This is a genomic window from Sphingomonas sp. DMC8 (genome assembly GCF_056314185.1).
The window spans coordinates 345431-371226 of the sequence record NZ_JBQUYV010000004.1 but is presented as its reverse complement, the minus strand read 5'-3'; the positions used below and the strand labels follow the sequence as shown (position 1 = coordinate 371226).

Annotated in this window: 28 protein-coding genes; 14 read left to right on the top strand and 14 right to left on the bottom strand. The window is 65.4% G+C overall.

The window, feature by feature from the left end:
- Positions 1 to 14: 14 nt before the first annotated feature.
- The 5 genes from ACT53K_RS11265 to ACT53K_RS11245 form a co-directional block, all read right to left on the bottom strand.
- Positions 15 to 329 (bottom strand): hypothetical protein, encoded by a 315-nt coding sequence (locus ACT53K_RS11265; RefSeq protein WP_476228726.1) that lies wholly within the window; start codon positions 327 to 329, stop codon positions 15 to 17.
- A gap of 61 nt (positions 330 to 390) precedes the next feature.
- The gene (locus ACT53K_RS11260) at positions 391 to 900 is read right to left on the bottom strand and encodes a glycoside hydrolase family 108 protein (protein ID WP_476228725.1); all 510 of its coding nucleotides are present in this window, start codon (positions 898 to 900) and stop codon (positions 391 to 393) included.
- A gap of 160 nt (positions 901 to 1060) precedes the next feature.
- Entirely contained in the window at positions 1061 to 1318 is a 258-nt protein-coding gene (locus ACT53K_RS11255; protein WP_476228724.1) for a ribbon-helix-helix domain-containing protein, read from the bottom strand.
- A gap of 4 nt (positions 1319 to 1322) precedes the next feature.
- A complete protein-coding gene (gene cobT / locus ACT53K_RS11250; RefSeq protein ID WP_476228722.1) occupies positions 1323 to 3149 on the bottom strand; it encodes a cobaltochelatase subunit CobT in 1827 nt (608 codons plus the stop codon).
- 68 nt (positions 3150 to 3217) lie between these two features.
- On the bottom strand, positions 3218 to 4102 hold the full coding sequence (locus ACT53K_RS11245) for an SPFH domain-containing protein (protein WP_476228721.1): 885 nt from the start codon (positions 4100 to 4102) through the stop codon (positions 3218 to 3220).
- Between the two features lie 460 nt (positions 4103 to 4562).
- On the opposite strand from ACT53K_RS11245, the gene ACT53K_RS11240 reads away from it, so the two are divergent.
- Positions 4563 to 6116 carry a CpaF family protein gene (locus ACT53K_RS11240; RefSeq protein WP_476228720.1) on the top strand — a complete coding sequence of 518 codons (1554 nt, stop codon included), beginning with the start codon at positions 4563 to 4565 and terminating at the stop codon, positions 6114 to 6116.
- 69 nt (positions 6117 to 6185) lie between these two features.
- Entirely contained in the window at positions 6186 to 7190 is a 1005-nt protein-coding gene (locus ACT53K_RS11235) for a hypothetical protein (protein WP_476228719.1), read from the top strand.
- Here ACT53K_RS11235 and cobS read toward each other — a convergent pair.
- Complete coding sequence (gene cobS, locus ACT53K_RS11230) at positions 7187 to 8191, bottom strand: cobaltochelatase subunit CobS (RefSeq protein WP_476228718.1); 1005 nt, start codon at positions 8189 to 8191, stop codon at positions 7187 to 7189. The genes ACT53K_RS11235 and cobS overlap by 4 nt on opposite strands.
- A 77-nt stretch (positions 8192 to 8268) precedes the next feature.
- Positions 8269 to 8931 carry a winged helix-turn-helix transcriptional regulator gene (locus ACT53K_RS11225; RefSeq protein ID WP_476228717.1) on the bottom strand — a complete coding sequence of 221 codons (663 nt, stop codon included), beginning with the start codon at positions 8929 to 8931 and terminating at the stop codon, positions 8269 to 8271.
- 101 nt (positions 8932 to 9032) lie between these two features.
- Here ACT53K_RS11225 and ACT53K_RS11220 point away from each other — a divergent pair, with 101 nt between their 5' ends.
- The 6 genes from ACT53K_RS11220 to ACT53K_RS11195 are packed head-to-tail and all read left to right on the top strand — an operon-like array spanning position 9033 to position 12114.
- A complete protein-coding gene (locus ACT53K_RS11220) occupies positions 9033 to 9464 on the top strand; it encodes a VOC family protein (protein WP_476228716.1) in 432 nt (143 codons plus the stop codon).
- 16 nt (positions 9465 to 9480) lie between these two features.
- On the top strand, positions 9481 to 9711 hold the full coding sequence (locus tag ACT53K_RS11215; RefSeq protein WP_476228715.1) for a DUF4287 domain-containing protein: 231 nt from the start codon (positions 9481 to 9483) through the stop codon (positions 9709 to 9711).
- 47 nt (positions 9712 to 9758) lie between these two features.
- Entirely contained in the window at positions 9759 to 10241 is a 483-nt protein-coding gene (locus ACT53K_RS11210) for a VOC family protein (RefSeq protein ID WP_476228714.1), read from the top strand.
- 16 nt (positions 10242 to 10257) lie between these two features.
- The gene (locus ACT53K_RS11205) at positions 10258 to 10929 is read left to right on the top strand and encodes a glutathione S-transferase family protein (RefSeq protein ID WP_476228713.1); all 672 of its coding nucleotides are present in this window, start codon (positions 10258 to 10260) and stop codon (positions 10927 to 10929) included.
- An 11-nt stretch (positions 10930 to 10940) separates the two neighbouring features.
- A complete protein-coding gene (locus tag ACT53K_RS11200; RefSeq protein ID WP_476228712.1) occupies positions 10941 to 11297 on the top strand; it encodes a DUF1428 domain-containing protein in 357 nt (118 codons plus the stop codon).
- A 31-nt stretch (positions 11298 to 11328) separates the two neighbouring features.
- Entirely contained in the window at positions 11329 to 12114 is a 786-nt protein-coding gene (locus tag ACT53K_RS11195; RefSeq protein WP_476228711.1) for a VOC family protein, read from the top strand.
- Between the two features lie 12 nt (positions 12115 to 12126).
- Here the strand turns inward: ACT53K_RS11195 and thiL are convergent, their stop codons facing one another.
- The 4 genes from thiL to hisG form a co-directional block, all read right to left on the bottom strand.
- On the bottom strand, positions 12127 to 13026 hold the full coding sequence (gene thiL, locus ACT53K_RS11190; protein ID WP_476228710.1) for a thiamine-phosphate kinase: 900 nt from the start codon (positions 13024 to 13026) through the stop codon (positions 12127 to 12129).
- Between the two features lie 217 nt (positions 13027 to 13243).
- A complete protein-coding gene (gene nusB / locus ACT53K_RS11185; protein WP_476228709.1) occupies positions 13244 to 13705 on the bottom strand; it encodes a transcription antitermination factor NusB in 462 nt (153 codons plus the stop codon).
- A 14-nt stretch (positions 13706 to 13719) separates the two neighbouring features.
- Complete coding sequence (hisD, locus tag ACT53K_RS11180; protein WP_476228708.1) at positions 13720 to 15006, bottom strand: histidinol dehydrogenase; 1287 nt, start codon at positions 15004 to 15006, stop codon at positions 13720 to 13722.
- A 148-nt stretch (positions 15007 to 15154) separates the two neighbouring features.
- Positions 15155 to 15805, bottom strand: a complete 651-nt coding sequence (gene hisG / locus ACT53K_RS11175) for an ATP phosphoribosyltransferase (protein ID WP_476228707.1) — start codon at positions 15803 to 15805, stop codon at positions 15155 to 15157.
- Positions 15806 to 15866: 61 nt separating this feature from the next.
- On the opposite strand from hisG, the gene ACT53K_RS11170 reads away from it, so the two are divergent.
- The 3 genes from ACT53K_RS11170 to ACT53K_RS11160 all read left to right on the top strand — a co-directional run bounded on the left by ACT53K_RS11170 (position 15867) and on the right by ACT53K_RS11160 (position 19926).
- Entirely contained in the window at positions 15867 to 16958 is a 1092-nt protein-coding gene (locus tag ACT53K_RS11170) for a DUF2332 domain-containing protein (protein WP_476228706.1), read from the top strand.
- A gap of 40 nt (positions 16959 to 16998) precedes the next feature.
- Positions 16999 to 18024 (top strand): TonB-dependent receptor plug domain-containing protein, encoded by a 1026-nt coding sequence (locus ACT53K_RS11165; protein ID WP_476228705.1) that lies wholly within the window; start codon positions 16999 to 17001, stop codon positions 18022 to 18024.
- A gap of 93 nt (positions 18025 to 18117) precedes the next feature.
- A complete protein-coding gene (locus tag ACT53K_RS11160; RefSeq protein ID WP_476228704.1) occupies positions 18118 to 19926 on the top strand; it encodes a TonB-dependent receptor in 1809 nt (602 codons plus the stop codon).
- A 55-nt stretch (positions 19927 to 19981) separates the two neighbouring features.
- Here ACT53K_RS11160 and ACT53K_RS11155 read toward each other — a convergent pair whose 3' ends face one another.
- The 3 genes from ACT53K_RS11155 to ACT53K_RS11145 all read right to left on the bottom strand — a co-directional run bounded on the left by ACT53K_RS11155 (position 19982) and on the right by ACT53K_RS11145 (position 22255).
- Positions 19982 to 20881, bottom strand: coding sequence for an alpha/beta fold hydrolase (locus tag ACT53K_RS11155; RefSeq protein ID WP_476228703.1), 900 nt, complete (start codon positions 20879 to 20881; stop codon positions 19982 to 19984).
- 87 nt (positions 20882 to 20968) lie between these two features.
- Positions 20969 to 21868, bottom strand: a complete 900-nt coding sequence (locus ACT53K_RS11150; protein ID WP_476228702.1) for a pirin family protein — start codon at positions 21866 to 21868, stop codon at positions 20969 to 20971.
- A 102-nt stretch (positions 21869 to 21970) separates the two neighbouring features.
- A complete protein-coding gene (locus ACT53K_RS11145) occupies positions 21971 to 22255 on the bottom strand; it encodes a BolA family protein (RefSeq protein WP_476228701.1) in 285 nt (94 codons plus the stop codon).
- An 89-nt stretch (positions 22256 to 22344) separates the two neighbouring features.
- Between ACT53K_RS11145 and ACT53K_RS11140 the strand changes: the two genes are divergently transcribed.
- The 3 genes from ACT53K_RS11140 to infA all read left to right on the top strand — a co-directional run bounded on the left by ACT53K_RS11140 (position 22345) and on the right by infA (position 25792).
- On the top strand, positions 22345 to 22908 hold the full coding sequence (locus ACT53K_RS11140; protein ID WP_476228749.1) for a J domain-containing protein: 564 nt from the start codon (positions 22345 to 22347) through the stop codon (positions 22906 to 22908).
- Between the two features lie 273 nt (positions 22909 to 23181).
- Entirely contained in the window at positions 23182 to 25371 is a 2190-nt protein-coding gene (locus ACT53K_RS11135; protein ID WP_476228700.1) for a sodium-translocating pyrophosphatase, read from the top strand.
- Positions 25372 to 25573: 202 nt separating this feature from the next.
- Positions 25574 to 25792: a translation initiation factor IF-1 gene (gene infA, locus ACT53K_RS11130; protein ID WP_003049127.1), complete on the top strand. Its 219-nt coding sequence runs from the start codon at positions 25574 to 25576 to the stop codon at positions 25790 to 25792.
- Positions 25793 to 25796 lie beyond the last annotated feature (4 nt).

The window sequence follows — 25796 nt, the reverse complement described above, 5'->3', positions numbered from 1 at the left end:
TTGTACGATCACGCCTATTTGGCGTGAAACGCCGTGGCCGCAGCTGCCAGGCTGACGACCAGCAGAACCGCCGCGATGGTTTCGCGCTTCGAATGGCGGTTCCATTGCCAGAAGCGATACCCCGCAAAGATTGGCATGTTGCGCCGCCTGCCTCCGCCGGACTGTTCGATCCACTGATATTCGCGCTGGGTGATTTCCCGCGTCACGCACACGGCCGCGGCGCAAAACGCGCCCAGCCAGCTACCCGCCACGACATCGACGCCGAGTGCTCGGGCAAGCAGAAGGGTGGCGGCCTGGATCAGCAAGGCGAGTGGCAGATGCGCGAGCATGGGCATCCAACGTGTCGGCGCGAATTGCGTTCAAGGGCAGCGCGGCGGTGCTGCGAAGCACTCAGGCGGTCAAAATCGACGTCGCCCGATTGATCCACCCTTGCAGGAAGCGAAGCTGGCTGTTGTCCTTGGTGACGATGGCGGCATAGCGCTGGATACGAAGCGCGAGAACCTTGTCGGCGGCGCCGCTGCCTGCGGGGCCCTTCAGCGCCTTGAGCGTCTGTGCGCCCATCACCCCATCGACCGCAACCCCCAGCGCCTGTTGCAGGAATTTGATGGCAGTATCGGTACCATGCAGCACGCCGGTATCGACCAGCACCCATTTTAGTTTGCCATTGACGATCGGGTCGAACCCCGGGGAGACGATATAGCGCTGGATATAGATGCGTTTCGCTTCGGCGCGGGTGAGGTTCTTCACTTCCTCCACAGTCGCCGGCCGACCCAGGCTGCGCCATTGCCCCAGTACCGCAGCCGTGATGCCGAAGTTGGTCGCACCGCCATGGTCGGCCGGATCGTTCACGAAGCCGCCTTCGTACTGGAACACGGCATTGATGATGTCGTCGTTCGTCACGTTCCCCCGCGCCTCCCGATTCCCGTGCGCCGATGGCCGCGCAGCGAGGTCTATTCTACCAGCAGGCGCCCCCGATGGCACGCGCCGAAAGTACCAATTTGGCTCGTTATGAATTTTGTAAGAATGTATCCGGCACGCGTACGGGATCTGATGCTGCAGTTCAGCGTGAACCCTGCGCCATCAGCCAGGTGCGAATCGCGCTGGCAAGGTTCGGCGGTTCATCGCCACCGATGCGGGCATGGTCGATCGCCGCTACCAAGGCGCTGAGCGGCAGGGCTGCATCCGCCGCGGCTCGTTCGAGTGCGACCCAGAAAATTGGTTCGAGGCTGATCGACGTCTGATGGCCGGCGATGGTGATCGACCGTTTCACCGGCCCGTGAAAGCCCCCCGGCGGCGGCAGTATCTCTGGCCCCGCCACCGTGTCACTCGGTGTCGAACAGCGCCGCCAGCTGCTCGACCATCGTGCCGGCGAGCTGCTCGGCATCCATGATCGTCACGGCGCGCTGATAATAGCGCGTCACATCATGGCCGATCCCGATCGCGGCCAGCTCCACCGGCGAGCGCGTCTCGATCCAGCCGATCACCTGCCGCAGATGGCGTTCCAGATAGGAGCCCGAATTGACGGACAGCGTCGAGTCGTCGACCGGCGCACCGTCGGAAATCACCATCAGGATCTTGCGGTCCTCGGGCCGGGCGAGCAGCCGGGCATGCGCCCAGAGCAGTGCCTCACCGTCGATATTTTCCTTGAGCAGCCCCTCGCGCATCATTAGGCCCAGCGACTTCTTCGCGCGGCGCCACGGCTCATCGGCCTGTTTGTAGATGATGTGGCGCAGGTCATTGAGACGCCCCGGCTGCGGCGTGCGCCCTTCGGCGAGCCATTTCTCGCGGGCCTGCCCGCCCTTCCACGCGCGCGTGGTGAAGCCGAGAATCTCGGTCTTAACACCCACGCGTTCGAGCGTGCGCGCCAATATGTCGGCGCTGATCGCCGCAATCGAAATCGGCCGGCCGCGCATCGACCCCGAATTGTCGATCAGCAGCGTTACCACCGTGTCCTTGAATTCGGTATCGCGCTCGACCTTGTAGCTGAGCGACTGCATCGGGTTGACCACCACGCGCGCCAGCCGCGCGGCGTCGAGCAGGCCTTCGTCCTGGTCGAAATCCCAGCTGCGGCTCTGCTGCGCCATCAGCCGACGCTGCAGCCGGTTGGCCAGCTTGGTGACAGCGCCCTGCAAATGGACGAGCTGCTGGTCGAGATAGGCACGCAGCCGCTCCAGCTCGTCGGTGTCGCACAGGTCGGTCGCGGCGACGACTTCGTCGAACTGGGTGGTGAAGGGGCGATATTCGAACTGCGGCGGCAGGTCGCTCCACGGGCGATTGGGGCGCACCGGCATCATGCCGTCCTCGCCGTCATCACCGGGCTCGCCATCGCCATCGTCCATCGCGTCGGAGGCGTCCTGCTCGCCCTCCTCGCCCTGCTCCGATTCGCGCTGCTCGCCGCGTGCCTCGGTCTGGCCCTCGCCCTGCTGCGACTGGGCCTCGCCTTCGTCGTCGCCCTGTTCCTGCTGGTCCTGCTCGCCCTCTTCCTCGCCGCCATTTTCATCGGCTTCGTCCGGAACCATGTCGCCTTCGGTCAGCTCGAGATCCTCGAGCAGCCGGGTCGCGAGATCGGCAAAAGCGCGCTGATCGTCGATGGCCGTCGCGAGCGCATCGAGATCGGGTCCAGCGCGGTCTTCGATCCAGTCGCGCACCAGCGCCAGCCCAAGTGCCGCGGCGGCGGGCGATTCGCGGCCGGTCAGCCGCTCGCGCACCATCAGGCCTACGGCGGTGGACAGCGGCACTTCGTCGCGCGTCCGCGCCCGGCCGATCGGGTCGGAGCGCAGCCGCATGGCGAGCGCATGTTCCAGATTATCGGCGATGCCTGCATAACCGCGCGCGCCCAGCGCCTCGACTCGCGCGGTCTCGACCGCGTCATAGACCGCACGCGCCGCCGCCTCACGGGGGGCACCCCGGTTATGCAGCGTCGCGTCATGGTGCCGCATGCGCAGCGCGAAACTGTCGGCATAGCCGCGCGCCTCGGCCACCTGATCGGGCGGCAGGGTGCGCGACGGCGTCGGCACCTTGATCGTCTTGCCGCTCTGGAACGGAGCCTCAGCGGTGAAGCCGAACTCCAGCTCGGCATTGCCCGAAAGGGCGCGGGCGGTTCCCGCCAGCACGTCCCGAAACCGATCGAGGGGGGAATCCTGCGCCATGGCTCCCACATGCCCCCGCCCCCGCAGAAGTCAAGGAAGCGCCAGCATCGCTGCCGGCGCCCCAAGGGTCACTTGATGTCCAGAAAAGGCAGCGGCCCCGACCCGGTATAGGTCGGCAACTGGCCGTTCCATTTCTCCACCGCACGCAGCCGGACGATTTCGGGATTGGTGCGGATCGCCTCCGCCTCGACCTGAATCGCCTTGGCATCGCCCTCGGCCTTGGCGATGCGCGCCTCCGCATTGGCCTTGGCCGTATCGACATTGGCCTTCGCCGCCAGCGCCGCCTGTTCATTGGCAATCTTGGCGTTGATCTGGTTGAGCACCGCCTCCGGCACGACGATGTTGCCGGCCCAATAGATTTGCTCGACCTGCAGCCCCACCGGCGCGAAGAATGCCTGCACGCGGCGGGTGGCGGTCGTGATCAGCTCAGCCTTGTGTGTGCCGTATATCTCCTCGACGCCAAGCTGCGCCGCCCGCTCGACGATCGCGTTCCGGATCGCATTGCGCAGCGGCCCGGCGATGATCTGGTCCATATCCGTGCGATACCGCTGGAACAGGATCGACGCCCTGGACGGATCCACGTGATAGGAAACACCGACATCCGCCCGCAGCGACAGGCCGTTCTTGTCCTGGAAGGTGAATGCCTCGTCCACATCGTTCTGCTCGGTCTTCGATGCGGTCCAGGTATAGGTGCGCGTGAACACCGGGTATTGATAGATATGCGTGCCCGGCATCGCGATGTACCAGCCGACCGGCAGCGATTCCGGCCGCACGCCACCGGCGATGTTGTTGACGCGGATACCCACCTGGCCCGGTTCGACGCGCGCAAAGCTGCTCATGCCGAAGATCACGACCGCAATTGCAATCCCGATCCACAGCCATGTCCGCCCAAACAGGCGGCCCAGCCCGATGCGCGGCAATCCGCCGCCGAAAGTCCCCGGTTCGTAAGCCATTTTCGATTTTCCATGCGATTTGGGGGAAGAGCGTCCCCCGGCGCCGCTTTCGGGCGCGCGCGGCCCCATGCCGCCCGCGCAAAGCCTTGCGCGCGGCCGAGCGTATCGGACACGTGGTTCGATGGTCAGGTGGAGGTCGGGCGGGATGCGCGGCTGAACAGCTTCAGTCACGCAGGCAGGACGACACAGCAACAGCCAAATCGCGGTACGCTTCCGTTCGAGTAACGGAACGCCACAATCCTACAGCTCAAGCCAAAACGTCGCTAATGCCTGCTCCTTGTCCAGCACCGAATGCAACGCGGAATCTACGCTTTCTGTTGGCGCTTGCAAGCGAAACCGGATGGCCCCGCGTACCCGACGCCGGCGCGCGGCGCACCCCTCCGGGTCAGCCGCGTAGTTAGCTAATTTTCAAGGCTTATCGCTTAATTCGTCCCCTTCGCTGGGGGTGAAGAGTTTTGCGATGAGCGCTTTCGGACGACGCAGTGGAATGAGTGGCGGCATGGCTGGCCGTCCTGCCTTTGGTGTCGCGCGGCCCATGCAGGGCCCCGCACCCGGCCGGCCCGAGCCGCTGCCGGCGGGGGGCGAGCAGTTCCCGCCAATCAACAGCGTGCCGCTGCCCGGTCAGTCCACGGTCGACCCCATGGCGGAGCGCGATCCCAGCGGCCCCAGCATGACGAGTGCGGATGCCATGCAGCGTCTTGCCGATCGCCAGGCGCTGTCGGGCGATGCGGGCAATTCGCGGACCGAAGGGTTCGAGGCATCGATTCACCGGATCAAGGAACAGGTGCTGCCGCGCCTGCTCGAGCGCGTCGACCCCGAAGCCGCCGCCACGCTGAGCAAGGACGAGCTGGCCGAGGAATTTCGACCGATCATCGGCGAAGTACTTGCCGAACTGAAGCTGACGCTCAACCGGCGCGAACAGTTCGCGCTGGAAAAGGTGCTGGTCGACGAACTGCTCGGCCTGGGACCCCTCGAGGAGCTGCTCGCCGATCCGGCGGTCAGCGACATCATGGTCAACGGCCCCGAGCAGACCTATGTCGAACGCAAGGGCAAGCTCGAGCTCGCCAACATCCAGTTTCGCGACGAGGAGCATCTGTTCCAGATCGCGCAGCGCATCTGCAACTCGGTCGGCCGCCGCGTCGACCAGACCACGCCGCTGGCCGACGCCCGCTTGAAGGATGGCAGCCGCGTCAACGTGATCGTGCCGCCGCTCTCCCTGCGCGGCACCGCCATCTCGATTCGTAAATTCTCCGCCAAGCCGATCACGCTCGACATGATGGCCAAGGGCGGTTCGATGTCCGAACGCATGGCGACGGCGCTCAAGATCGCCGGCGCCAGTCGTTTCAACATCGTCATCTCGGGCGGTACGGGTTCGGGCAAGACGACGATGCTCAACGCGCTGTCGAAGATGATCGACCCGGGCGAGCGGGTGCTGACGATCGAGGACGCGGCCGAACTTCGCCTGCAGCAGCCGCACTGGCTGCCGCTCGAAACCCGCCCGCCAAACCTGGAGGGCCAGGGCGAGATCACCATCCGCGATCTCGTCAAGAACGCGCTGCGTATGCGCCCGGACCGGATCATCCTGGGCGAAATTCGCGGCGCCGAGTGTTTCGACATGCTCGCCGCCATGAACACCGGCCATGACGGTTCGATGTGCACGCTCCACTCCAACAGCCCGCGCGAGGCGCTGGCGCGTATGGAGAACATGGTGATGATGTCGGACATCAAGGTGCCGAAGGAAGCGATCAGCCGTCAGATCGCCGACTCGGTCGACCTCATCATCCAGGTAAAGCGCCTGCGCGACGGTTCGCGCCGCGTGACCAACGTCACCGAAGTGATCGGCATGGAAGGCCCGGTGATCGTCACCCAGGAACTGTTCAAGTTCGAGTATCTGGACGAAACCGCCGACGGCAAGATCATCGGCGAATATCGCTCGATGGGCCTGCGCCCCTATACGCTCGACAAGGCCAAGCAGTTCGGCTTCGATCAAGCCTTGCTGGAAGCCTGCCTCTAGGCAGCAGCGCGTGGGGTTCCTGCGAGGGATGTGCTAGGCAGGGTCCGTCCTGTCCGTCGGGAGCACCGCATGATCGCCGTCCGCCAGCCGCATACCCCGCGTATCGCATTGCGCCTGTTGCCGCTGCTGGTGCTGCTCGGCGCGGGGACGGCGATACGAACCCCGCTGGCGACGACGCATCCGCTTACCGCAGGGCTGCTGTTCCTGTGGATAGCCAGCGACACGCGGATGCTGACGCTGATGGCGCAGGCGCCGCGCCACCGTCCCCGTCCGCGCGAGATGGTCGCGACGCTGGCGCTGGCCGTGTTCGCCTTTCTGGTTGCAGCACCCCCACCTGTTTGCGCTGCGGTGCTGGCATTGCCGGTCCTGCCGCTCGCGCTGCTGGCCGTGCTCGCACTGCATCTGGGCTGGAGCCTGGTCGCAGCGCAGGCGGAGTTTCGCCGCGCCGAGGGCGAGCGCTGGGTCGCGGCCGCTTCGGAACTGCTGCCCGCGCCGCTGGTCCGGCTGGCTGCGGCCGAGCTGCGGCTGCTCCACCTTGCCCTGTTCCGCTGGGGCGCTCCACCCGATGTGCCGGCGGGGTGCCGCGGCTTTGCCTATCATCGCCACCTGACCCCGATGGCGGTCACCCTGCTGAGCCTGCAGGCAATCGAAGTGGCGGTCCACCACCTGCTGCTCGCGCACTGGAGCCGCTGGGCCGCCTATATCCTGTTCGTCGTCAGTGATGTCGGGCTGATCTACATGATAGGGCTGATCAAGTCCTTCCGGCTGCGTCCGGTGCTGCTAACGCCGGAGGGAGTGCGGGTCCGCACCGGCATCGCGATCGACCGCTTCGTCGCCTATCGCGATATTGCCGCAGTCGAAACGGCGTTCGCTTCGACACTGGTCAAGGACAAGGGCACGCTCAATGCCGGCCTGCTCGCCTGGCCGAACATCGTGCTGCGACTGAACAGACCTGTCAGCCGCCGCAAGCTGCTGCGCGCCCGCCCGCCAGTAACCGCCATCGCCTTCCGCCTCGACGATCCCGATCCGTTCGTCCGCGCACTGCGCTGGCAGCTCGGGAATGGCGCCGTTTAGGCGCGGCCGACCACGCTCTCGGGCAGGTCCTTGCCGAACACGCGCTGATAATATTCGGCGACCTGTGCCCGCTCCGCCTCGTCGCACTTGTTGAGGAACGACAGGCGGAAGGCGAAGCCGATGTCGCCGAAGATCAGTGCATTCTGCGCCCAGGTGATCACGGTACGCGGGCTCATCACCGTCGAAATGTCGCCGTTGATGAAGCCGCGGCGGGTGAGCTCGGCCACGCGGACCATGTTCTCCACGGTTTCCTTGCCGCCCGGCTTGTCATATTCCCCGGACTTGGCGAGCACGATCTTCGCCTCGGTCGCGGCCGGCAGATAGTTGAGCGTGACGACGATGTTCCAGCGGTCCATCTGTCCCTGGTTGATCTGCTGCGTGCCGTGATACAGGCCGCTGGTGTCGCCAAGGCCGACCGTGTTGGCAGTCGCGAACAGGCGGAACCACGGGCTCGGGCGGATCACCCGGTTCTGGTCGAGCAGGGTCAGCTTGCCTTCGGTTTCCAGCACGCGCTGGATGACGAACATCACGTCCGGGCGGCCCGCGTCATATTCGTCGAACACCAGCGCGGTCGGCGTCTGCAGCGCCCAGGGCAGCAGGCCTTCGCGGAATTCGGTGACCTGTACGCCATCCTTCAGCACGATCGCGTCGCGGCCGATCAGGTCGATACGGCTGATATGCGCGTCGAGGTTGATGCGGATGCACGGCCAGTTGAGCCGCGCCGCCACCTGCTCGATGTGCGACGACTTGCCGGTGCCGTGATAGCCCTGGATCATCACGCGACGGTTGTGGGCAAAGCCCGCCAGCACCGCCAGGGTAGTATCGGGATCGAAGACATAGGCGGGGTCGAGATCCGGCACCCGCTCGTCCGCCTCGCTGAAGGCGGGCACTTCCATGTCGATGTCGATGCCGAACAGCTCGCGCACCTTCACCATCTTGTCAGGCGCGTCGAGAATCGTCGAATCCCGGCTGTCGGGCAGAGTGTTGGGAATATCGGCCATGGGTCTTCAAATCCTTGAGTCTGCCCGGACCTAAAGGCTTGTTTGCCGCACTGCAACCGCATGGTCCTCGGCTGGCATCAGGGGGCGACTTTTGGCGGCAACAGGAACAACGTCGCGAAATCGGCGGCGCGGGCAATGTCCCCCTCCACCGCAAACCGTTCTTCGGCAAGCGCCATCGCTAGCGGCATGGTGCCGAACAACACGGGGAGAAACTGGTTCGGCTCGCCGATGAACACCGCTTCGGCACCGTCGAGCGTGCCGCGCGTGATCGCAAGCGCGCCGTCCGCCACGGTGGCGAGATACTGTTCGTCCCCCAGCCGAAACCCCATGCCGCCCGCCCAGCCCGCGGCCTTGTCGGGCCGCATCAGCATCCGCAATGCCAGCATCAGCGACACGCGCGAAAAGGGCAATGTCGGGTCGTGCCGCGCCGAGCCGAGCGCCCAACGCCCCATTTCCAGAAGCATCGGTTCGGCGGCCTTGCCCCAGGGCGTGAGCGCATAGACCTGCACACTCGCGGGCGGCGGCAGCTTCTCGCGAACTACCAGTCCATCCGCCTCCATTTCGGTGAGCCGCTGGGTCAGGACGTTGGCGCTGAGTCCCGGCAGGCCGGCGCGGATCTCGCCAAAGCGCCGCGGCCCGAGCAGCAATTCGCGTATGATGAGCAGCGCCCAGCGCTCGCCGACAAATTCCAGCGCCAGCGCGGCGCCGCACGCATCGCTATAGCGGCGTTTCTGATACAAGTTAGTTAGTTTTTCTAACGACACAGTTGTTTTTTAGGATCGATGCAGGCACGAATCAAGCGCGCCGCGACTCGGAGCGTGGCCGAAATGGGAGAGATGAAATGGTGCAGCCGGTATTCGTGAACCTGCCCGTGACGGATGTGCCGCGTGCGACCGCCTTTTACGAAGCGATCGGCTGCACGATGAATCGACAGTTCAGCGGCCCCACCGCCAGTTCGATGGTTTTTTCGGAAGCGCTGACCTTCATGCTGCTCCAACGCGACTATTTTCAGACCTTTACCCCGCGCGCCGTCGCCGATGCACATGTCGTGACCGAGGTGCTGATCGCCTTGCCGTGCGAGGACCGCGCAGCGGTCGATGCAATCGTGGAAAAGGCCGTCGCCGATGGTGGCAGCGGCGACATCCGACCGGTGCAGGAGCTTGGCTTCATGTACGGCCGCACCTTTGCCGATCCGGACGGGCATGTGTTCGAGCCGTTCCACATGGACCTTGCGGCGATGCAGGCCGCCATGGCCGCAGCCGAACCCGCCTGAGCCCGGGAGCGCGCGCATGTCCTTCCAGGCCTATCTCGACAATATCCAGGCGAAGACCGGCTGCAGCCCCGACGACTTCCGCACCTATGCGGCGGAGAAAGGCTGGACCGATGCATCCGGGCTGCGCGCAGGGGTGAAGGCGGGTGCGATCGTCGCTGATCTCAAGGAACAATATGGGCTGGGCCATGGTCACGCCATGGCAATTGTCGCGCTGCTGAAGGGGGCCAAGCGCGAGGGCGACGCCTGACAGCAGCCTGCCTGTGCCCTGTCTGGACGGCAAGAATGGAGACGCACATGCCCCAGAAAATCACGCCCTGCCTCTGGTTCGACGGCGAAGCCGAACAGGCCGCGCAATTCTACGTCTCGCTGCTGCCAGACAGCCGGATCGACCGCATCGTGCGCAGTCCCATGGACTATCCCGCAGGAGGAGAGGGCGCGGTCCTGCTGGTCGAGTTCACCCTGGCGGGCCTTAGCTATGTCGGCCTGAATGCGGGACCGAATGCCAGCTTCACCGATGCCGTCTCGTTCCAGATCCATACCGAAGATCAGGCGGAAACCGACCGGCTGTGGGAGGCGATCACCGGCAATGGTGGCGCCGAGATCGCCTGCAGCTGGTGCAAGGATCGCTGGGGCCTGCGCTGGCAGATCGTACCGAAGCGGCTGACCGAATTGATGGCCGACCCAGATCGCGCCCGCGCCGGCCGGGCAATGCAGGCGATGATGGGGATGACAAAAATAGACATCGCCGCGCTGGAGCGCGCCGTCGAACCCGCCTGACCGGAGAAGCCCTACCATGCCCGTTGACCCGAACAGCCCGATCGAAATCGTCACGCTCGACTGGGTGCCCGATTTCGCCCGCGGCTTTGTCCGCGACTATCGCGTCCGCTGGGCGCTGGAGGAGGCGGGCATTCCCTATCGTATTGAAACCATCAGCACGATCCGCCGGCCGAAAAGCCACTTCGCCGAACAGCCCTTTGGCCAGGTGCCCGCCTATCGCGAGGGCGATATCCGGATGTTCGAATCGGGCGCGATCGTGCTCCATATCGCCGAGCGTTCGGAGGCCCTGCTCCCCACCGATCCGGTAACGCGCGCCCGGGCGCAGTGCTGGATGTTCGCCGCGCTCAACAGCGTCGAGCCGATGCTGCTCGAGCTTACCAATGTCGACACCTTCTCGCGCGACCAGGAATGGGCGCCGCTGCGCCGCCCCAGCCTGGTCGCCGCGATCGACAAGCGGCTGGGCCAGCTTGCCCGGGCGCTAGGTGAGCGCGACTATCTGGAAGGCAACTTCACCGCCGGCGATCTGCTGATGGCGTCAGCACTCCGCGCGCTGGAGCATACCGACATGCTGGCCGCGCACCCGAACCTCGCCGCGTATCAGCAACGCTGTCTGGGCAGGCCGGGCTTCGTTGCCGCCCACACGGCGCAACTCGCGGAACTCAAGACCGAAATGCCGCAACTCTCCTGAGGGGAAGGACCATGGCGTATCTCGACGGCTATGTGATTCCGGTGCCCGAAGCGAACCGTGACGCCTACACCGCACTTGCCGAAACCACGGCGCGCCTGTTCCTCGAATTCGGCACCACCCGCGTAATGGAGACATGGAGCGAGGATGTGCCCCACGGCACCGCCACCGACTTCTACCGTGCTGCCCAGGCCGAAGAGGGTGAGGCGATCGTGCTCGCCTGGGTATTGTGGCCCGACAAGGCAACGCGGGACGCCGGCTGGCAGAAGCTGATGGAACATCCCGACATGCAGAACCGCACCATGCCGTTCGACGGCAAGCGCATGTTCTGGGGCGGGTTCGAACCGATCGTCGACCAGGGCGAAGGCTGAGCGCGGCGCCCGTCAAGCTGGGGAGGAAGCGATGACCGAGCAGCACAACAGTTTCATCTGGTACGAACTGATGACGCGCGACGCAGGCGCGGCGACGGCCTTTTACGCGGCGGTAACTGGCTGGACCATCGCCGAGCCCAATCCCGGCGGCCTCGATTATCGCATGATTTCGGCAGCCGACGGGGCCGTCGGCGGAATGCTCCAGCTCGACGACGCCATGACCGCAGCCGGCGCCACCCCGTGCTGGCTCGGCTATCTGGGTGTCGCCGACGTCGATGCCGCCGTCGCGGCGATCACCACGGAAGGCGGCAAGACGCTGGTACCGCCCTGGTCGGTGCCAGGCATCGGCCGCATCGCGATGGTCACCGATCCGCAGGGCGTCCCCTTCTACGTTATGCGCGGTGCGACCGAAGGCGCGGTCAGCACCGCCTATCAGCGCCGCGGCATGGGCCATGTGAGCTGGAACGAACTGCTTACGCCCGACGCGGAAGGCGCGCTCGGCTTCTACCACCGCCAGTTCGGCCTGACTCGGCTGGGCGGGATGCCGATGGGCGAGATGGGCGAATATAGCTTTATCGGCACGAACGCGCCGATCGGCGCAATCATGCGCTGCCCGCCGGGCGGCAGGCCGGGCTGGAACTTTTACTTCCGTGTCGACGATGTCGATGCCGCGAAGGACCGGGTGACGGCAGCGGGCGGCACCGTCGTCAACAGCCCGATGGACGTACCCGGCGGCGAGCGCGTGCTGCAGGCGGTCGCCCCCGACGGCGCGACGTTCGGGCTGGTCAGCGGCGAACCGGAGGAACGGTACGGATAGCGCCGCAGCTGGCTAACCGTGCTGGAAGCCGAGCCGTTCGGGCAGCGGCAGGGGGATCGCGCCCTCATACAGGGCGAGCCCCGCCCCTGCCTCGAACCGGCCGATACAGGTCGCGGCCATGTTCAGCCGCTGCTCGGGGGGCAGCGCGAACAGCAGTTCGTAATCGTCGCCGGCGGTGGCAGCCGCAAGCCGGGCAGCGCGATCTTCGCCGACGGCATCGGCATAGGCGAAGGAAAGTGGCACTGCGCCCAGATCGATACGCACCTTAAGGCCGCTCGCCGCCGCCATCCGCTCCGCATCGATCAGCAGCCCGTCGGACACGTCCATCATCGCATGGACGCGCGGTGCCAGCATCTGCCCCTCGGCCAGACGCGGCACCGGCCTGCGATAGCGCGCAAGCAGTGCCGGATCTCCCTGCCCCGTCTGCGCGACGCGCAGCCCGGCACCGCCATCGCCGATCGTACCGGTAACGCAGAGCAGGTCACCGGCTTGCGCGCCACTGCGGCACGGCGCAACCGTCGAGCGGCCGAGCGCGGTAAGCGACAGGGTACGCGGCGCGCCGGCCGTGGCCTTCACCGTATCGCCGCCGATCAGCGGACAGTCGAACCGTGCCAGCGCTTCGCCCAGCCCGGCGAGGAAGCCGGCGTCCCATGCGCCATCGCCGGCCAGGGGATAGCCGAGCAGCACCCCTTCGGGCACCGCGCCCTTGGCGGCAAGGTCGGAGAGGTTCACCGCCAGCAGCTTCCAGGCCACGTCGCCGGGCGGATCGGCGGGGAGGTAGTGCACGCCCTCAACCAACACGTCATGCGTGACGACAAGGTCGCCCAGTACGGCCGTATCATCCTGTAACCCCCGGGCGCTCGGATGGAGCGGCAAGGCCCGCAAGGCGGCGAGGAAGGCAGCTTCGTTCATGCGCAGGCCCGTGCACGTTCCAACCGGCAGCCCCATGCGCTCCCCTCCCGCTTGCGGGAGGGGTCGGGGGAGGGAACGACCGCGAAGCAGTGCTGAACCGTCTCAGCCCCTCCCCTAGCCCCTCCCGCAAGCGGGAGGGGAACGATCCGGGCAAGACGGGCGGGCATAAACCGGCCGTCCAAAAAACCACCCACCCCGATCCGGGCAGGCGCCGGCATCATCCCCGCACCGCCTTGGCGATCGCGTCGAGGATGCCGTTGACGAACCCCTTTTCGCGGCGGTCGTAAAAGGCATCGGTCACGTCGAGATATTCGCTGATCGCGGCGCCCGTCGGCACGTCCTTGCGCGCCATCAACTCATAAGTGCCGGCGCGCAGGATCTGGCGCATCGGCTTGTCGAGCCGGTCGAGCGACCAGTCGGCGGAAAGCTTGCTGGCGATCATCGCATCGATCTCGTCGCGGCGCGCATCGGCGCCGGTCACGAGGTCGTCGAAAAAGGCGATGTCGGCCTCGGCATATTCGACATCCTCGATCACCGCGCCCAGCCGGTGCTGGTGGAACTCGTGGAGCAGCGCGGGCACTGAAGTGCCCTCCATCTCGCGCTGGTACAGCGCCTGCACGGCGGCGAGGCGCGCGGCGGCGCGGGCCTTGGAACGGGACTTTGCTTGGGGACTTGCCATGATTCTCTATTCTATCACGATAAACGGATCGCCACCGACTTTGCGTGCGCGGGCAGCCCTTCGGCCATAGCCAGCGCGACCGCAGCGGGGCCGATCGCGGCGAGCCCCGAGACGTCGAGGCTCAGGAAAGACGTGCGCTTCATGAAGTCGAGCACCGACAGGCCCGATGCGAAGCGCGCGCGCCGCCCGGTGGGCAGCACATGGTTGGGGCCGGCGACATAATCGCCCACCGCTTCCGGCGTATAGCGGCCGAGGAACACCGATCCGGCATGGCGGACCATGTCGAACAGCGCCTCGGCATCGTCGCAGGCGAGTTCGAGATGCTCGGGCGCCAGCCGGTCGACCAGCGGCATTGCCTCGACCAGTGCAGGCACGACGATGATCGCACCGTTCGCGTCCCAGCTCGCCCGCGCGGTGGCGGCGGTAGAAAGCTGCGCGATCTGCGCGTCGACGGCGGCGGCGACCCGGTCGGCAAAGCCCGCATCGTCGGTGAACAGGATCGACTGGCTGGTCGGGTCATGCTCGGCCTGGCTGAGCAGGTCGGCGGCGATCCAGTCGGGGTCGTTCCTGCCGTCCGCCACCACGACGATCTCGGACGGCCCCGCCACCATGTCGATGCCGACCACGCCGTACAGCTGCCGCTTGGCCTCGGCGACCCAGGCATTGCCGGGGCCGGTAACGACATCGACCGGCGCGATCCGCCCGGTGCCATAGGCGAGCGCAGCAATCGCCTGCGCGCCGCCGACACGGTACAGCTCGTCGACCCCGGCGACATGCGCGGCGGCGAGCACCAGCGGGTTCACCTCGCCATTGGGCGTCGGCGTCACCATCACCAGCCGGCGCACGCCCGCCGCCTTGGCGGGGATCGCGTTCATCAGCACCGAGCTGGGATAGGCCGCGCGGCCGCCGGGCACATAGACGCCCGCCGCATCGACCGGGCTCCAGCGCGCGCCGAGGCGGATGCCCTGCGCATCAACCTCGTCGCGGTCCTCGGGACGCTGCTTGGCATGATAGGCGGCGATCCGCTCGGCCGCGAGTTCCAGCGCGTCGCGAAGCTCGGGCGCCAGCCCCTCATAGGCAGCGAGACAGTCGGCGCGGTCGATCGTCCACCCCGAACGATCGAGATCATGCTTGTCGAACAGCCGCGTCAGGTCGCGCAGTGCGACATCACCTTCCTCGCGCACACGCTTGATGATGTGGGTGACGTTCCGTGCAACGTCGTCGTCCGCTTCGCGCCGGGCGTTGACCAGCGCGGTGAAGGCATCGGCGAAATCCGCCGTTGTCGAATCCAGCCGGATCACATTCCCCTCCCGCTTGCGGGAGGGGTTAGGGGAGGGGCTGACGTGGGCGGCTGGGCAATAGCAGTATCCCGTTCTGCTCGACCATCCCCTCCCCCGACCACTCCCGCAAGCGGGAGGGGAGCGTAGACGGCGAAGTCTGGATTCGTCTTCACGCCACGGCCCTCCGGAACCCGTCCACCAGCGGCACGACTTCACTCGCCCGCGTCTTGAACGCGGCGCGGTTGACGATCAGCCGGCTGGTCACCTGCGCGATCACTTCCACTTCAACCAGCCCGTTTTCCTTGAGCGTCCGCCCCGACGACACCAGATCGACGATGCGCGGCGCCAGCCCCAGCACCGGCGCCAGCTCCATCGCGCCGTTGAGCTTCACGCATTCCGCCTGCACGCCACGCGCCTCGAAATGGGCGCGGGTGATGTGCGGATATTTGGTCGCGACGCGGACATGGCTCCAGCCGCGCGGATCGTCCAGCTCGGCCAGCGCCACCGGCTCGGCAACCGAAATCCGGCAATGGCCGATACCGAGATCGACCGGCGCGTACAGCTCCGAATAATCGAATTCGGCAAGCACGTCGGACCCGACAATACCCAGATGCGCCGCACCATGCGCCACGAAGGTTGCAACATCGAAGGCGCGCACCCGGATCAGGTCGATCGCCGGGTTGTTGGTCGCGAAACGCAGCGCGCGCGAATTCTTGTCGGAAAAGGCAGCCTCGGGCACGATGCCGACAGCCGCCAGCAAGGGCAGCGCCTCTTCGAGAATCCGGCCTTTCGGCACGGCAAGGATCAAAGGCTCGGTCATGGGTGCGGGGGCTTTACTTGGGGGCCGGCATGGGCGCAACACGCGCCGAAGGGAGAAGCCCATGGCAACCGAAGCCGAGAATCGCAAGAGTTTCGCCATCCAGGCCGGCTATTGCGAGGCGATGGCCGCGCCGATCACGGCGCGCATCTGTACCGCGCTGGGCCAGGGCATCACCCGGAACAGCGAAACCGGGCGCCGCGTGCTCGAGTGGCCGGGCGAGCCGGTGGCCGATGCGCTGGTACTGCGGCTGGTCGGCGGGCTGCACGCGCTCCACCGCCGCGGGGTGCCCGAACTACGCCGCATCTTCACCGGTGGTGAAACGGATATAGGGCGGATCGGTGTCGCGCTCGACGGCGTGCTTTCGGCCTATGACTTCACGCTGCTTCCCTGGCTCTACGGACCGCCCCAGACGAACGAGGCGAGACGTTCGGCCGGGCTGATGACCGGCATCCTCCACCTCGCCACCCGCTATGGACCGCGCTTCGAGGTGCTCGAGATCGGGTCAAGTGGCGGGCTGAACCTTATGCTCGGCCGCTATCGCTTCGATCTGTGCGGAGTTGGCGCCGGCCCGTCCGCCTCGCCGGTGACGATCCGCCCCGAATGGCGCGGCCCGCCCCCGCCCGCCGCGCCGGTGGAGATCGTGTCGGCACGCGGCGTCGACATCGCCCCGCTCGACCTGAGCGGCGACCAGGATGCCGAACGGCTCCAGGCCTATTGCTGGGTCGATGCCGCTGAACGCCAGGCGCGGCTGGATGCCACGATCGCGATGCTGCGCGCCGAACCCGTCGCGCTGGACAAGGGCGATGCAGGCGATTGGCTGGCGGCCCGCCTTGCCGAACCGCAACCCGAAGGCGTGACCCGCGTGCTGATGCACTCGGTCGTCTGGCAATATCTGCCCGATGCCACCCAGCACCGGATTTTTGACACGATGCAGGCGGCCGGCGCCGCCGCCAGCGCCGAACGCCCGCTCGGCTGGGTGATGATGGAGCCGAACCGCGACCTCCACCGGCACGAAGTCCGTGTACGCGGCTGGCCGGGCGACACGCCGATGGAACTCGTGGCGCTGACCCACGCGCACGGCGCCTGGGTGGAAGCACTGAAGCCACCCTATGAAACCCGCCCCTATGAGATGCGCCCGAGTCGTCCAGGCTGACAGCAGCCTAATTTCGCTATTTTGACTTCAATATTTCAATATGTTGCAGAAGCGTATTGACGCCCACTCAATTTGTCCGACTAATACGTCTAATCTGGTAACAGCCAGGTGCATTGAGCGTACCGCGCCCGCCACGCCCAACGAGGCAGGCTGCATGCATCAAACGGGGGAGGATATCTTGCGATTCAAATCGAGTCTGTTTCTGACGACGGCTGCGCTCGCGCTGGGCTGTTCGACGACATCATTCGCACAGACCGCAGAGTCGGCCAAAAATAAGGCAGCGGACGAAGCCGGAAGCGTTCAGGACGCCGACAATGTCGTCGTCACGGGCATTCGGTCCAGCCTAGCCTCCGCAGCCACGCTGAAGCGAGAATCCGCTTCGATCCTCGACGCGATCGTCGCAGAGGACATCGGCAAATTGCCGGACAATAATGCGTCCGAGAGCCTGGCGCGGCTTCCGGGGGTACAGGTCAACCGCTATGCCGACGAAGCCTCGGGTCTGCTGGTACGCGGCCTGCCCGACGTCGGTACGTCGTTCAACGGCCGCGAAATCTTCACGGCAGAAAACCGCACAGTACAGGTCCACGACTTTCCCGCCGGAGCGCTTGCAGCGCTTGAAGTATATAAATCGGCGACCGCCGACCTGATCGAGCCGGGCCTTGCCGGCCTCGTCAATGTCCGTTCGCGGCGCCCGTTCGACTTCAAGGGCCTGGAAATCGCCGGGACCATCCGCGCGTCGTATAACGACCAGTCCAAAAAGACGAACCCGAACGGAAACCTGCTCCTCAGCGACCGCTGGAACACGCCGATCGGCGAAATGGGATTGCTGGTCAACGTCGCCTACAACCGCTTCTATTTCAACAATTCGATCCGCTATGTGAACGGCGGGGTTGACGACGTTGCGACGAGCAAGGCCCCGCTGCCGGCGGGCGAAAAAGCCGACTTCCGCATCCCCTACAGCGTCGGTTTCTATTACCCGCGCGGCTTGCGCGAGCGCCCGTCGGTCAACGGATCGTTTCAATGGCGGCCGGCCCATAATCTTGAAATCTATGCCGACGGCCTTTGACAGGCCTTCCGCAACCAGGGCTCGACGGAAGATTTCGACGTATCGCTACTGCGCGCGAGCAATAGCGGCGTCGGCCCGGCCCTATCGAATATCGTGCGCGTCGATGGCCAGCCGAACAAGCTGGTAAGCGTCAGCAAGACCGGCGGTTATCCGGCGGAAATGTTCCGTTCGACCAGCCGCGACTATACGAACACCTATCAGGCCGCCGGGGGGCTGATCTGGACGACGGGTCGCGCGGTCATCTCCAGCGACCTCGCCTATACATTCTCTGAATATGGCGCGAACGAAGCCAGTCTCGATTCCCAAACGGCAGCGGCACCGCCGGTCAATGTCATTTTCAACAAGGGCGGGTCCTCGTGGTTCGACCTTGGTGGATATGACATGAAGAATCCCGCCAACTATGTGTGGCGCGGTTTCTACCAGCGCGAATATTATGTCAGCGGCGCCGGCATCCAATGGCGGGGCGATATTGCTCTGGATACCGACATCGGCTGGTTGCCCAAGCTGAAATTTGGCATGCGCGCGACCAGCCGTGATGCCAAGAAGCGCCAGGGCAATCGCTACGCCTATACGCCGACACTGAACATCCCGCTCGCCAGCCTGCCGACCGGTACACTGGAACTGGTCCAGGATGGTTTCCGCGGCGACGGTCCACCGTTCCGCAACTGGATGATGCCTTCCTACGACGCGATTCAGGCAAATGCCGAGGCACTGCGCCAGCTTTCGTACGAGTCGCTCCAAAAGATTGTCGCGGCCAATCCGAACGATCAGGGCTACAAGGACGCGCTGGCGCGATTTGCGACCAAGGCGATCCCGATGGACCCGTACGGCGGCTTCTACGCCAAGGAAGCGAGCTATGCCGCCTATGCCTCGGCCGCCTATGCGTTTGACATCGGCATTCCGGTGGACGGCTCCTTCGGCGTACGCATCGTAAACACCGATGGTCGCTATGTCGGCACCTCGCGCGTCGTAGGTACGGACGGCACGGCACGATCGGTGACCGATACCAACCGCCAAAACTATGTCGACGTGCTGCCCAGCTTCGGCCTGCGGGCAAAGCTGATGCCCGGCCTGCAAGCGCGACTGGGCTTCACGATGACCCGCACGCGCCCCAGCTTCGGGCAACTCAACCCAGCCTTTAACATCGATCGCAACAAGGATTTCGGTTCCGCGTCGGGCAGCAACTCCCGTTATGCGGCGTTCGGTTCTGGCGGCAATCCGGATCTGAAGCCGCTCACCTCGAAGAACTACGACGCTACGCTCGAATATTATTTCGGGCACAATGGCGCCGTCAGCGCAGCAGTTTTCTACCGCGACCTGAATGGCTTCATCAACAACTACACACGCGACGTACTCGACCCAACTTATGGCCTGATCCAGATCAGCCGTCCCGAAAACGCCGGCACCGGCAAGATCAAGGGCTTCGAGGTTTCGGCACAGTCCTTCTTCGATTTCCTGCCGGGTTGGCTGAGCGGCTTCGGCGCCCAGGCGAATCTTACCTATGTCGACGCAAAGAACCAGCTGCCCAAGGCGCTGGGAAGCGCGCAGCCGATGGTGTCGCTGACTGGCGTTTCGAAATGGGCTTACAATCTCAGCGGCTTCTATGAGCGCGGCAAGGTATCACTGCGTCTCTCGTACAATTACCGCAGCTCTTATGTCGACTTCTACAGTCGCAATTCGAACGATGTTCAATATACCGGGCAGAGCGTGCGTCCGATCTCGCGCCTGGACTTCTCCGGTTCGTACACACCGATCGAAAACATCACGCTCACGGCGGAGGTCAGCAACATTCTGGCGCAACCGTTCCAGAACTATCGCTACTTCAACGAAAGCCAATTTTATCCGATAGATAGCCGGTACGAGGGCCGGTATTTCAGCCTCGGCGCTCGTTTCCGCTTCTAAGTCCAGTTTCCCACCGAACCTTCCCACTGCGCCCGGCTTCGACCGGGCGTTTTTTTCAGGGCCACCGCTTGCCGAGCCAGTCCGTGAGTGCGTCGTTCACAGCCTCTGGTGCCTCCCACGGAATGAAGTGGCCGCCCTCGCGCACCGTCACCAGCGTATAATCGGGAATCAGCTGGTCGAGCCCGTCGAGCAGGCAGGGCAGCAGGCCGCGATCCTTCATGCCCCAGATCACCAGCGTCGGCTGCGGCTGGAGCGGGAAGGGTCCGTCGATCCAGCCCGGCCGTTCCGGCGTCTCGTCCATCGCCGGCACGATCAGCTGGGTTGCCCGATACCAGTTGAGCATCGCCGTCAGCGTGCCGGGCTGGCTCCACTGCTCCAGATAGATCGCCTTCTCTTCCGGCGGCACGCTCACCCCCAGATGCTCGCCGAACAGCGAGAGCAGGAACTGTTCGAGCGCGCTGCGGTCGGGCGCGCGGTCCAGATCGGTTTCACGGAAGAAACGGATATACTGGCTCGCCTTACGCTGCGCCGCATCGTCGAACAGCTTGCGCTGAAACACTTGCGGGTGCGGCGCATTCAGAACCGCCAGCCGGGCGATCCGCTTCGGATTCTGCAGCGCCGCCATCCAGGCGATCGCCCCGCCCCAATCATGACCGACCAGCGCAAAGCGGTCGATGTCGAGCGCATCGGCCAGCGCCAGCAGGTCAGCGGCGATCTTGTCGGGCGTATAGTTGCTGATGCCGTCCGGTTTCGAAGAACCGGCATAGCCACGCTGATCGGGCACGATCACGCGATAGCGCTGCGCCAGCACGGGGATCTGGTGCCGCCAGGTCCGGTGCGATTCGGGAAAGCCGTGCAGCAGGATGACGGGGGGATTGGCCGGATCTCCGTCCAGCGTCACGTCCAGCGCCAAGCCGGCAGACAAGGCAATCCGTTTGCATTCCCGATCTGCCATGCATCTTCCCCGCGATTTGCGAGCGGTTCGTACCGCTTCTGAAAGGAAAGATGCGCCGATGCGAAGGTTCCTGCAAGTGATCGAAATCTAAGGGTAGCTAACGGTCTTCGGAACCTCGGGAATCGGAATGAATTCCTTGTCGTCACCGGGTACTTTCGGAAAGGCGCCCGCCTTCCAGTCTTCCTTCGCCTGGTTGATCCGGTCGCGACTCGACGACACAAAGTTCCACCACACGTGGCGCGGCGTCTGGAACGCCTCGCCGCCGCAGAACATCACCCGCGCTCCGCGTTCGGAACGGAGCGTTGCGCGAATGCCGGGTCGCAGGATGTAGAGCGTGGTCGGCACCAGCGGCATGCCGTCCAGGCTGGCCTCGCCGGTGGCCACATAGAGCGCGCGCTCGTCCGCTGCCGGGTCGATCGGCAAGCTCGCGCCAGCTTCCAGTGCGATGTCGGCATAGATGGTCTGGGCATAGGTGGTGGTCGGCGCCGTGGCACCCCACAGCTCGCCCATGATCACCCGCGCCCGCGCACCATGCGCCTCGACGATCGGCAAATCGCCTGCCGCGACATGCTCGAACGCCGGATCACATTCCTCCACCGCTTCGGGCAGCGCCAGCCAGGTCTGGATGCCGGAGAGCTGGGGGCCCTTCTCCCGCTCGGCAGAAGGCGAGCGTTCGGAGTGGGTGATGCCGTGGCCGGCAGTCATCAGGTTGACCGCCCCCGGCTCGATCGTGGCAAAGGTGCCGAGCGAATCGCGATGGTCGATCGCTCCGGCGAACAGATAGGTGACGGTCGCCAGATTGATGTGCGGGTGCGGCCGCACGTCGATGCCGGTGCCGACATCGAGGATCGCCGGCCCCATCTGGTCGAAGAAGATGAACGGCCCCACCATGGTGCGCGGCCGCGACGGCAGCGTGCGGTGGACCTTGAAGCCGCCCAGATCGTGTGTCGTTGGCTCGATCGTCTGGGTAATCAGGTCGTCGCGCATGCTCGCTCTCCCGTTGCTTGCACGGGGATAGCGGCTCGCGCCGCCATAGCCCAGCCAATCAAGGGCATAGGTTCGGCAACGCTCCGTTTCGCGGGCGCCTGTTCACTCGCCCGGCGCGGTCGCCCGGATCGCCAGCGCGTGGATGCGCGTGGCAAGCAGGTCGGCCAGCGCCTGATTTACCAATCGCTGCCGCGCCACCCGCGTCAGGCCGGCAAAAGCGGGGCTCTCGATGGTCACGCTGAAATGGCTTTCGCCGGTTCCGTCATCGCCCAGATGGCCGCGATGCTGGGCACTGTCATTGCTGACGGTGAGCTGCGACGGGTGGAGCGCTTGGGTGAGGCGGTCGGCGATCAGATCGGCCAAAGGGCCGGTGGCGAGGTCAGTCATCGCGCCTATATAGGCGGTTTGTTCGAGGGAGTCGCGTGGCCAGCCAGCAGCCGAAAAGGGATCGTCCGAACGCCCGTTTCCATGGTCGTATGGAGGCGGAAGGCAGGCTGTGCGCCGAGCCCGGCTGCACCGCCCCCGGCGAGTTTCGCGCGCCGCCGCTGGAAGGGGCGCATCGCAGTTTCGACGGGCCGCCGCCGTTCCGCTGGCTGTGCCTCGATCATGTCCGCGCGTTCAACTCGGGCTATAATTTCTTCGCGGGCATGAGCCCCGACGAGATTCACGAGGCGCAGCGCCCGATCGCCGGCTGGGAGCGCGAGACGCGCGTGTTCAGCGCCACCGCCGGTGCCGACCATCCGCCGCGCTGGGCCGATTTCGCCGATCCGCTCGATGCGATCGGCGCCCGCTTCCGCGACCGGATGAAGGACCGCAGCGAGCGCAAGGACGGCAAGCCGCTGTCGGGCCGCGATCGCGAGGCGCTGAAGGTGCTCGATCTGGAAGTCGATTCCGACCGGACGGCGCTGCGCAAGCGCTATTCGGAACTGGTCCGCAAATATCACCCCGACCGCAATGGCGGCGACCGCAGCCACGAGACCCGGCTGCAGCGGGTGATCGAAGCCTATCAGCAGCTCAAGAGCGCCCCGGCCTTCGCGTAAGGCGGCGGCGCGTGATGTTTCAAGAGTCTTTCGGATGATGTGCTCCCCTCCCGCTTGCGGGAGGGGTTGGGGGAGGGCCTACCTATAACACCGGGCAGAAGACAGCCGCGCCATCCCCTCCCCTAGCCCCTCCCGCAAGCGGAAGGGGAACTTGCGCTCCCCGCCGCGAACGCTTGCCTTGCCTCCGCTTTACTATACGCTCCTTCCCACGCGACCGAGACCACGGTACACGCGGCGCGTGTCGCGACCCGCAACAGGGGAGGACAATACGCAATGACGATCGTTTATTTCGCCATCGTCTGCGGCCTGATCGCCGTCGCCTATGGCTTTCTGACCAGCCAGCAGGTGCTCCGCGCACCGGCCGGCAATGCCAAGATGCAGGACATCGCCGCCGCCATCCAGGAAGGCGCCAAGGCCTATCTGGGCCGGCAATATCGCACCATCGCCATTGTCGGCGTGATCGTCGCGGCCGTTCTGGCCGTAACGCTGGGGCTTGTGCCCACCATCGGCTTCCTGATCGGCGCGATCCTGTCGGGCGTCGCCGGCTTTGTCGGCATGAACATTTCGGTGCGCGCCAATGTCCGCACCGCAGAGGCGGCGCGCGGCAGCCTGCAGGGCGGGCTGACCCTCGCCTTCCGTTCCGGCGCCATCACCGGCATGCTGGTGGCGGGGCTGGGCCTGCTGTCGATCGCGGTGCTGTTCTGGTATCTGGTCGACATCGCCCATCACGCACCGGGCGACCGGCTGGTCGTGCTGACCCTCTCCACGCTCGCCTTCGGCGCCTCGCTGATCTCGATCTTCGCACGTCTGGGCGGCGGCATCTTCACCAAGGCGGCCGATGTCGGCGCCGATCTGGTCGGCAAGGTCGAGGCCGGTATTCCCGAGGACGACCCCCGCAACCCGGCCGTCATCGCCGATAATGTCGGCGACAATGTCGGCGACTGCGCGGGCATGGCCGCTGACCTGTTCGAAACCTATGTCGTGACGCTGGGCCTCACCATGGTGACGATCGCGCTGCTGATGCGCGGGCTCGATCCGGTGCTGCTCACCAAGCTGATGGCGCTGCCGCTGCTGGTCGGCGGTGTGTGCATCCTCACCTCGATCATCGGCACCTATATGGTCCGCCTGGGCAGCAGCCAGTCGATCATGGGTGCACTCTACAAGGGCTTCTGGACCACCGTCATCCTTGCAGTCCCGGCGATCTATGGCGTCACTTATTACGCGCTGGGCGGCGACCTGCACACGGCGATCGGTTCGCTTGGCGAACCCACGTCGATGCTGAGCGACGGCGCGCTTTCTGCCGATGCGGTCGCGGCGAGCGCTGCGATGCCGAACGTGAGCGGCATGGGGCTGTTCTGGTGCATGATGATCGGGCTGGCTGTCACCGGCCTGCTGGTGTGGATCACCGAATATTACACCGGCACCAATTTCCGGCCGGTGAAGTCGATCGCCAAGGCGTCGGTGACCGGCCATGGCACCAACGTCATCCAGGGCCTCGCGATCAGCCTTGAATCGACCGCGCTGCCGACGCTGGTGATCGTGGTCGCGGTGATCGCCACCTATCAGATCGCGGGCATCCTCGGCGTGGCGTTCGCTGCCACCGCGCTGCTGGCACTGGCCGGCATGGTGGTCGCGCTCGACGCCTATGGTCCGGTGACCGACAATGCCGGCGGCATCGCTGAAATGGCGGGGCTGGAGGACGAGGTCCGCCACAAGACCGACGCGCTCGACGCGGTGGGCAACACCACCAAGGCGGTGACCAAGGGCTATGCGATCGGCTCGGCGGCACTGGCGGCGCTGGTGCTGTTCGGCGCGTACACGACCGACCTCGATCATTATCACGACGCGCTCGGGCTGACCGGACCGGTCAACTTCTCGCTGTCCAACCCCTATATCATCGTCGGCCTGCTGCTCGGGGCGCTGCTCCCCTATCTGTTCGGCGCGTTCGGCATGACTGCGGTGGGCCGTGCGGCGGGATCGGTGGTGGAAGATGTCCGCAGCCAGTTCCGCGACAATCCCGGCATCATGGCGGGCACCAGCCGGCCCAACTATGCCCGCACCGTCGACATCGTCACCAAGGCAGCGATCCGCGAGATGATCGTCCCCTCGCTGCTGCCGGTGCTGAGCCCGATCCTCGTCTATTTCCTGATCGCCGCGGTGGCGGGCAAGGAACAGGGCTTTGCCACGGTCGGGGCGATGCTGCTGGGCGTGATCGTCTCCGGCCTGTTCGTCGCCATTTCGATGACCAGCGGCGGTGGCGCCTGGGATAATGCCAAGAAATATATCGAGGACGGCAATTATGGCGGCAAGGGCAGCGATGCCCACAAGGCCGCCGTTACCGGCGACACGGTCGGCGATCCGTACAAGGACACCGCCGGGCCGGCGGTGAACCCGATGATCAAGATCACCAATATCGTGGCGCTGCTGCTCCTCGCGGCACTCGCGGGCGGCGGCACACACTAGAACCAAACCTATCGATCTGCGTTCCCCTCCCGCTTGCGGGAGGGGCGTTTTTGCCGCAATCGCCCCCGCTCTTGCCTTCCCGCCCTCAAATCGCCATCTCATGCGCGTAGAGACGCGCGCTTACCGCGCCGCCTTCCCTTTTTCCCTTCAGCGCTGTAAGGGCGACGCACTTTTACGCGCGCTTATCCTCGAGAGGCATTTTTTGGCCAAAGAAGAACTGCTTGAAATGCGTGGGCAGGTTGTGGAGCTTCTCCCCAACGCCATGTTCCGCGTCCGGCTTGAGAACGACCATGAGATTCTCGGCCACACCGCCGGCAAGATGCGCAAGAACCGCATCCGCGTTCTGGTGGGCGACGAAGTGCTCGTCGAGCTGACGCCCTACGACCTGACCAAGGGCCGCATCACCTATCGCTTCAAGTAAGCAG

Coding starts and splice junctions, on each gene's coding strand:
- ACT53K_RS11265 (WP_476228726.1), bottom strand. CDS start 329: ATGCTCGCGCATCTGCCACTCGCCTTGCTGATCCAGGCCGCCACCCTT.
- cobT (WP_476228722.1), bottom strand. CDS start 3,149: ATGGCGCAGGATTCCCCCCTCGATCGGTTTCGGGACGTGCTGGCGGGA.
- ACT53K_RS11245 (WP_476228721.1), bottom strand. CDS start 4,102: ATGGCTTACGAACCGGGGACTTTCGGCGGCGGATTGCCGCGCATCGGG.
- ACT53K_RS11240 (WP_476228720.1), top strand. CDS start 4,563: ATGAGCGCTTTCGGACGACGCAGTGGAATGAGTGGCGGCATGGCTGGC.
- ACT53K_RS11235 (WP_476228719.1), top strand. CDS start 6,186: ATGATCGCCGTCCGCCAGCCGCATACCCCGCGTATCGCATTGCGCCTG.
- cobS (WP_476228718.1), bottom strand. CDS start 8,191: ATGGCCGATATTCCCAACACTCTGCCCGACAGCCGGGATTCGACGATT.
- ACT53K_RS11220 (WP_476228716.1), top strand. CDS start 9,033: ATGGTGCAGCCGGTATTCGTGAACCTGCCCGTGACGGATGTGCCGCGT.
- ACT53K_RS11215 (WP_476228715.1), top strand. CDS start 9,481: ATGTCCTTCCAGGCCTATCTCGACAATATCCAGGCGAAGACCGGCTGC.
- ACT53K_RS11210 (WP_476228714.1), top strand. CDS start 9,759: ATGCCCCAGAAAATCACGCCCTGCCTCTGGTTCGACGGCGAAGCCGAA.
- ACT53K_RS11205 (WP_476228713.1), top strand. CDS start 10,258: ATGCCCGTTGACCCGAACAGCCCGATCGAAATCGTCACGCTCGACTGG.
- ACT53K_RS11200 (WP_476228712.1), top strand. CDS start 10,941: ATGGCGTATCTCGACGGCTATGTGATTCCGGTGCCCGAAGCGAACCGT.
- ACT53K_RS11195 (WP_476228711.1), top strand. CDS start 11,329: ATGACCGAGCAGCACAACAGTTTCATCTGGTACGAACTGATGACGCGC.
- thiL (WP_476228710.1), bottom strand. CDS start 13,026: ATGAACGAAGCTGCCTTCCTCGCCGCCTTGCGGGCCTTGCCGCTCCAT.
- nusB (WP_476228709.1), bottom strand. CDS start 13,705: ATGGCAAGTCCCCAAGCAAAGTCCCGTTCCAAGGCCCGCGCCGCCGCG.
- hisG (WP_476228707.1), bottom strand. CDS start 15,805: ATGACCGAGCCTTTGATCCTTGCCGTGCCGAAAGGCCGGATTCTCGAA.
- ACT53K_RS11170 (WP_476228706.1), top strand. CDS start 15,867: ATGGCAACCGAAGCCGAGAATCGCAAGAGTTTCGCCATCCAGGCCGGC.
- ACT53K_RS11165 (WP_476228705.1), top strand. CDS start 16,999: ATGTTGCAGAAGCGTATTGACGCCCACTCAATTTGTCCGACTAATACG.
- ACT53K_RS11155 (WP_476228703.1), bottom strand. CDS start 20,881: ATGGCAGATCGGGAATGCAAACGGATTGCCTTGTCTGCCGGCTTGGCG.
- ACT53K_RS11150 (WP_476228702.1), bottom strand. CDS start 21,868: ATGCGCGACGACCTGATTACCCAGACGATCGAGCCAACGACACACGAT.
- ACT53K_RS11145 (WP_476228701.1), bottom strand. CDS start 22,255: ATGACTGACCTCGCCACCGGCCCTTTGGCCGATCTGATCGCCGACCGC.
- ACT53K_RS11140 (WP_476228749.1), top strand. CDS start 22,345: ATGGAGGCGGAAGGCAGGCTGTGCGCCGAGCCCGGCTGCACCGCCCCC.
- ACT53K_RS11135 (WP_476228700.1), top strand. CDS start 23,182: ATGACGATCGTTTATTTCGCCATCGTCTGCGGCCTGATCGCCGTCGCC.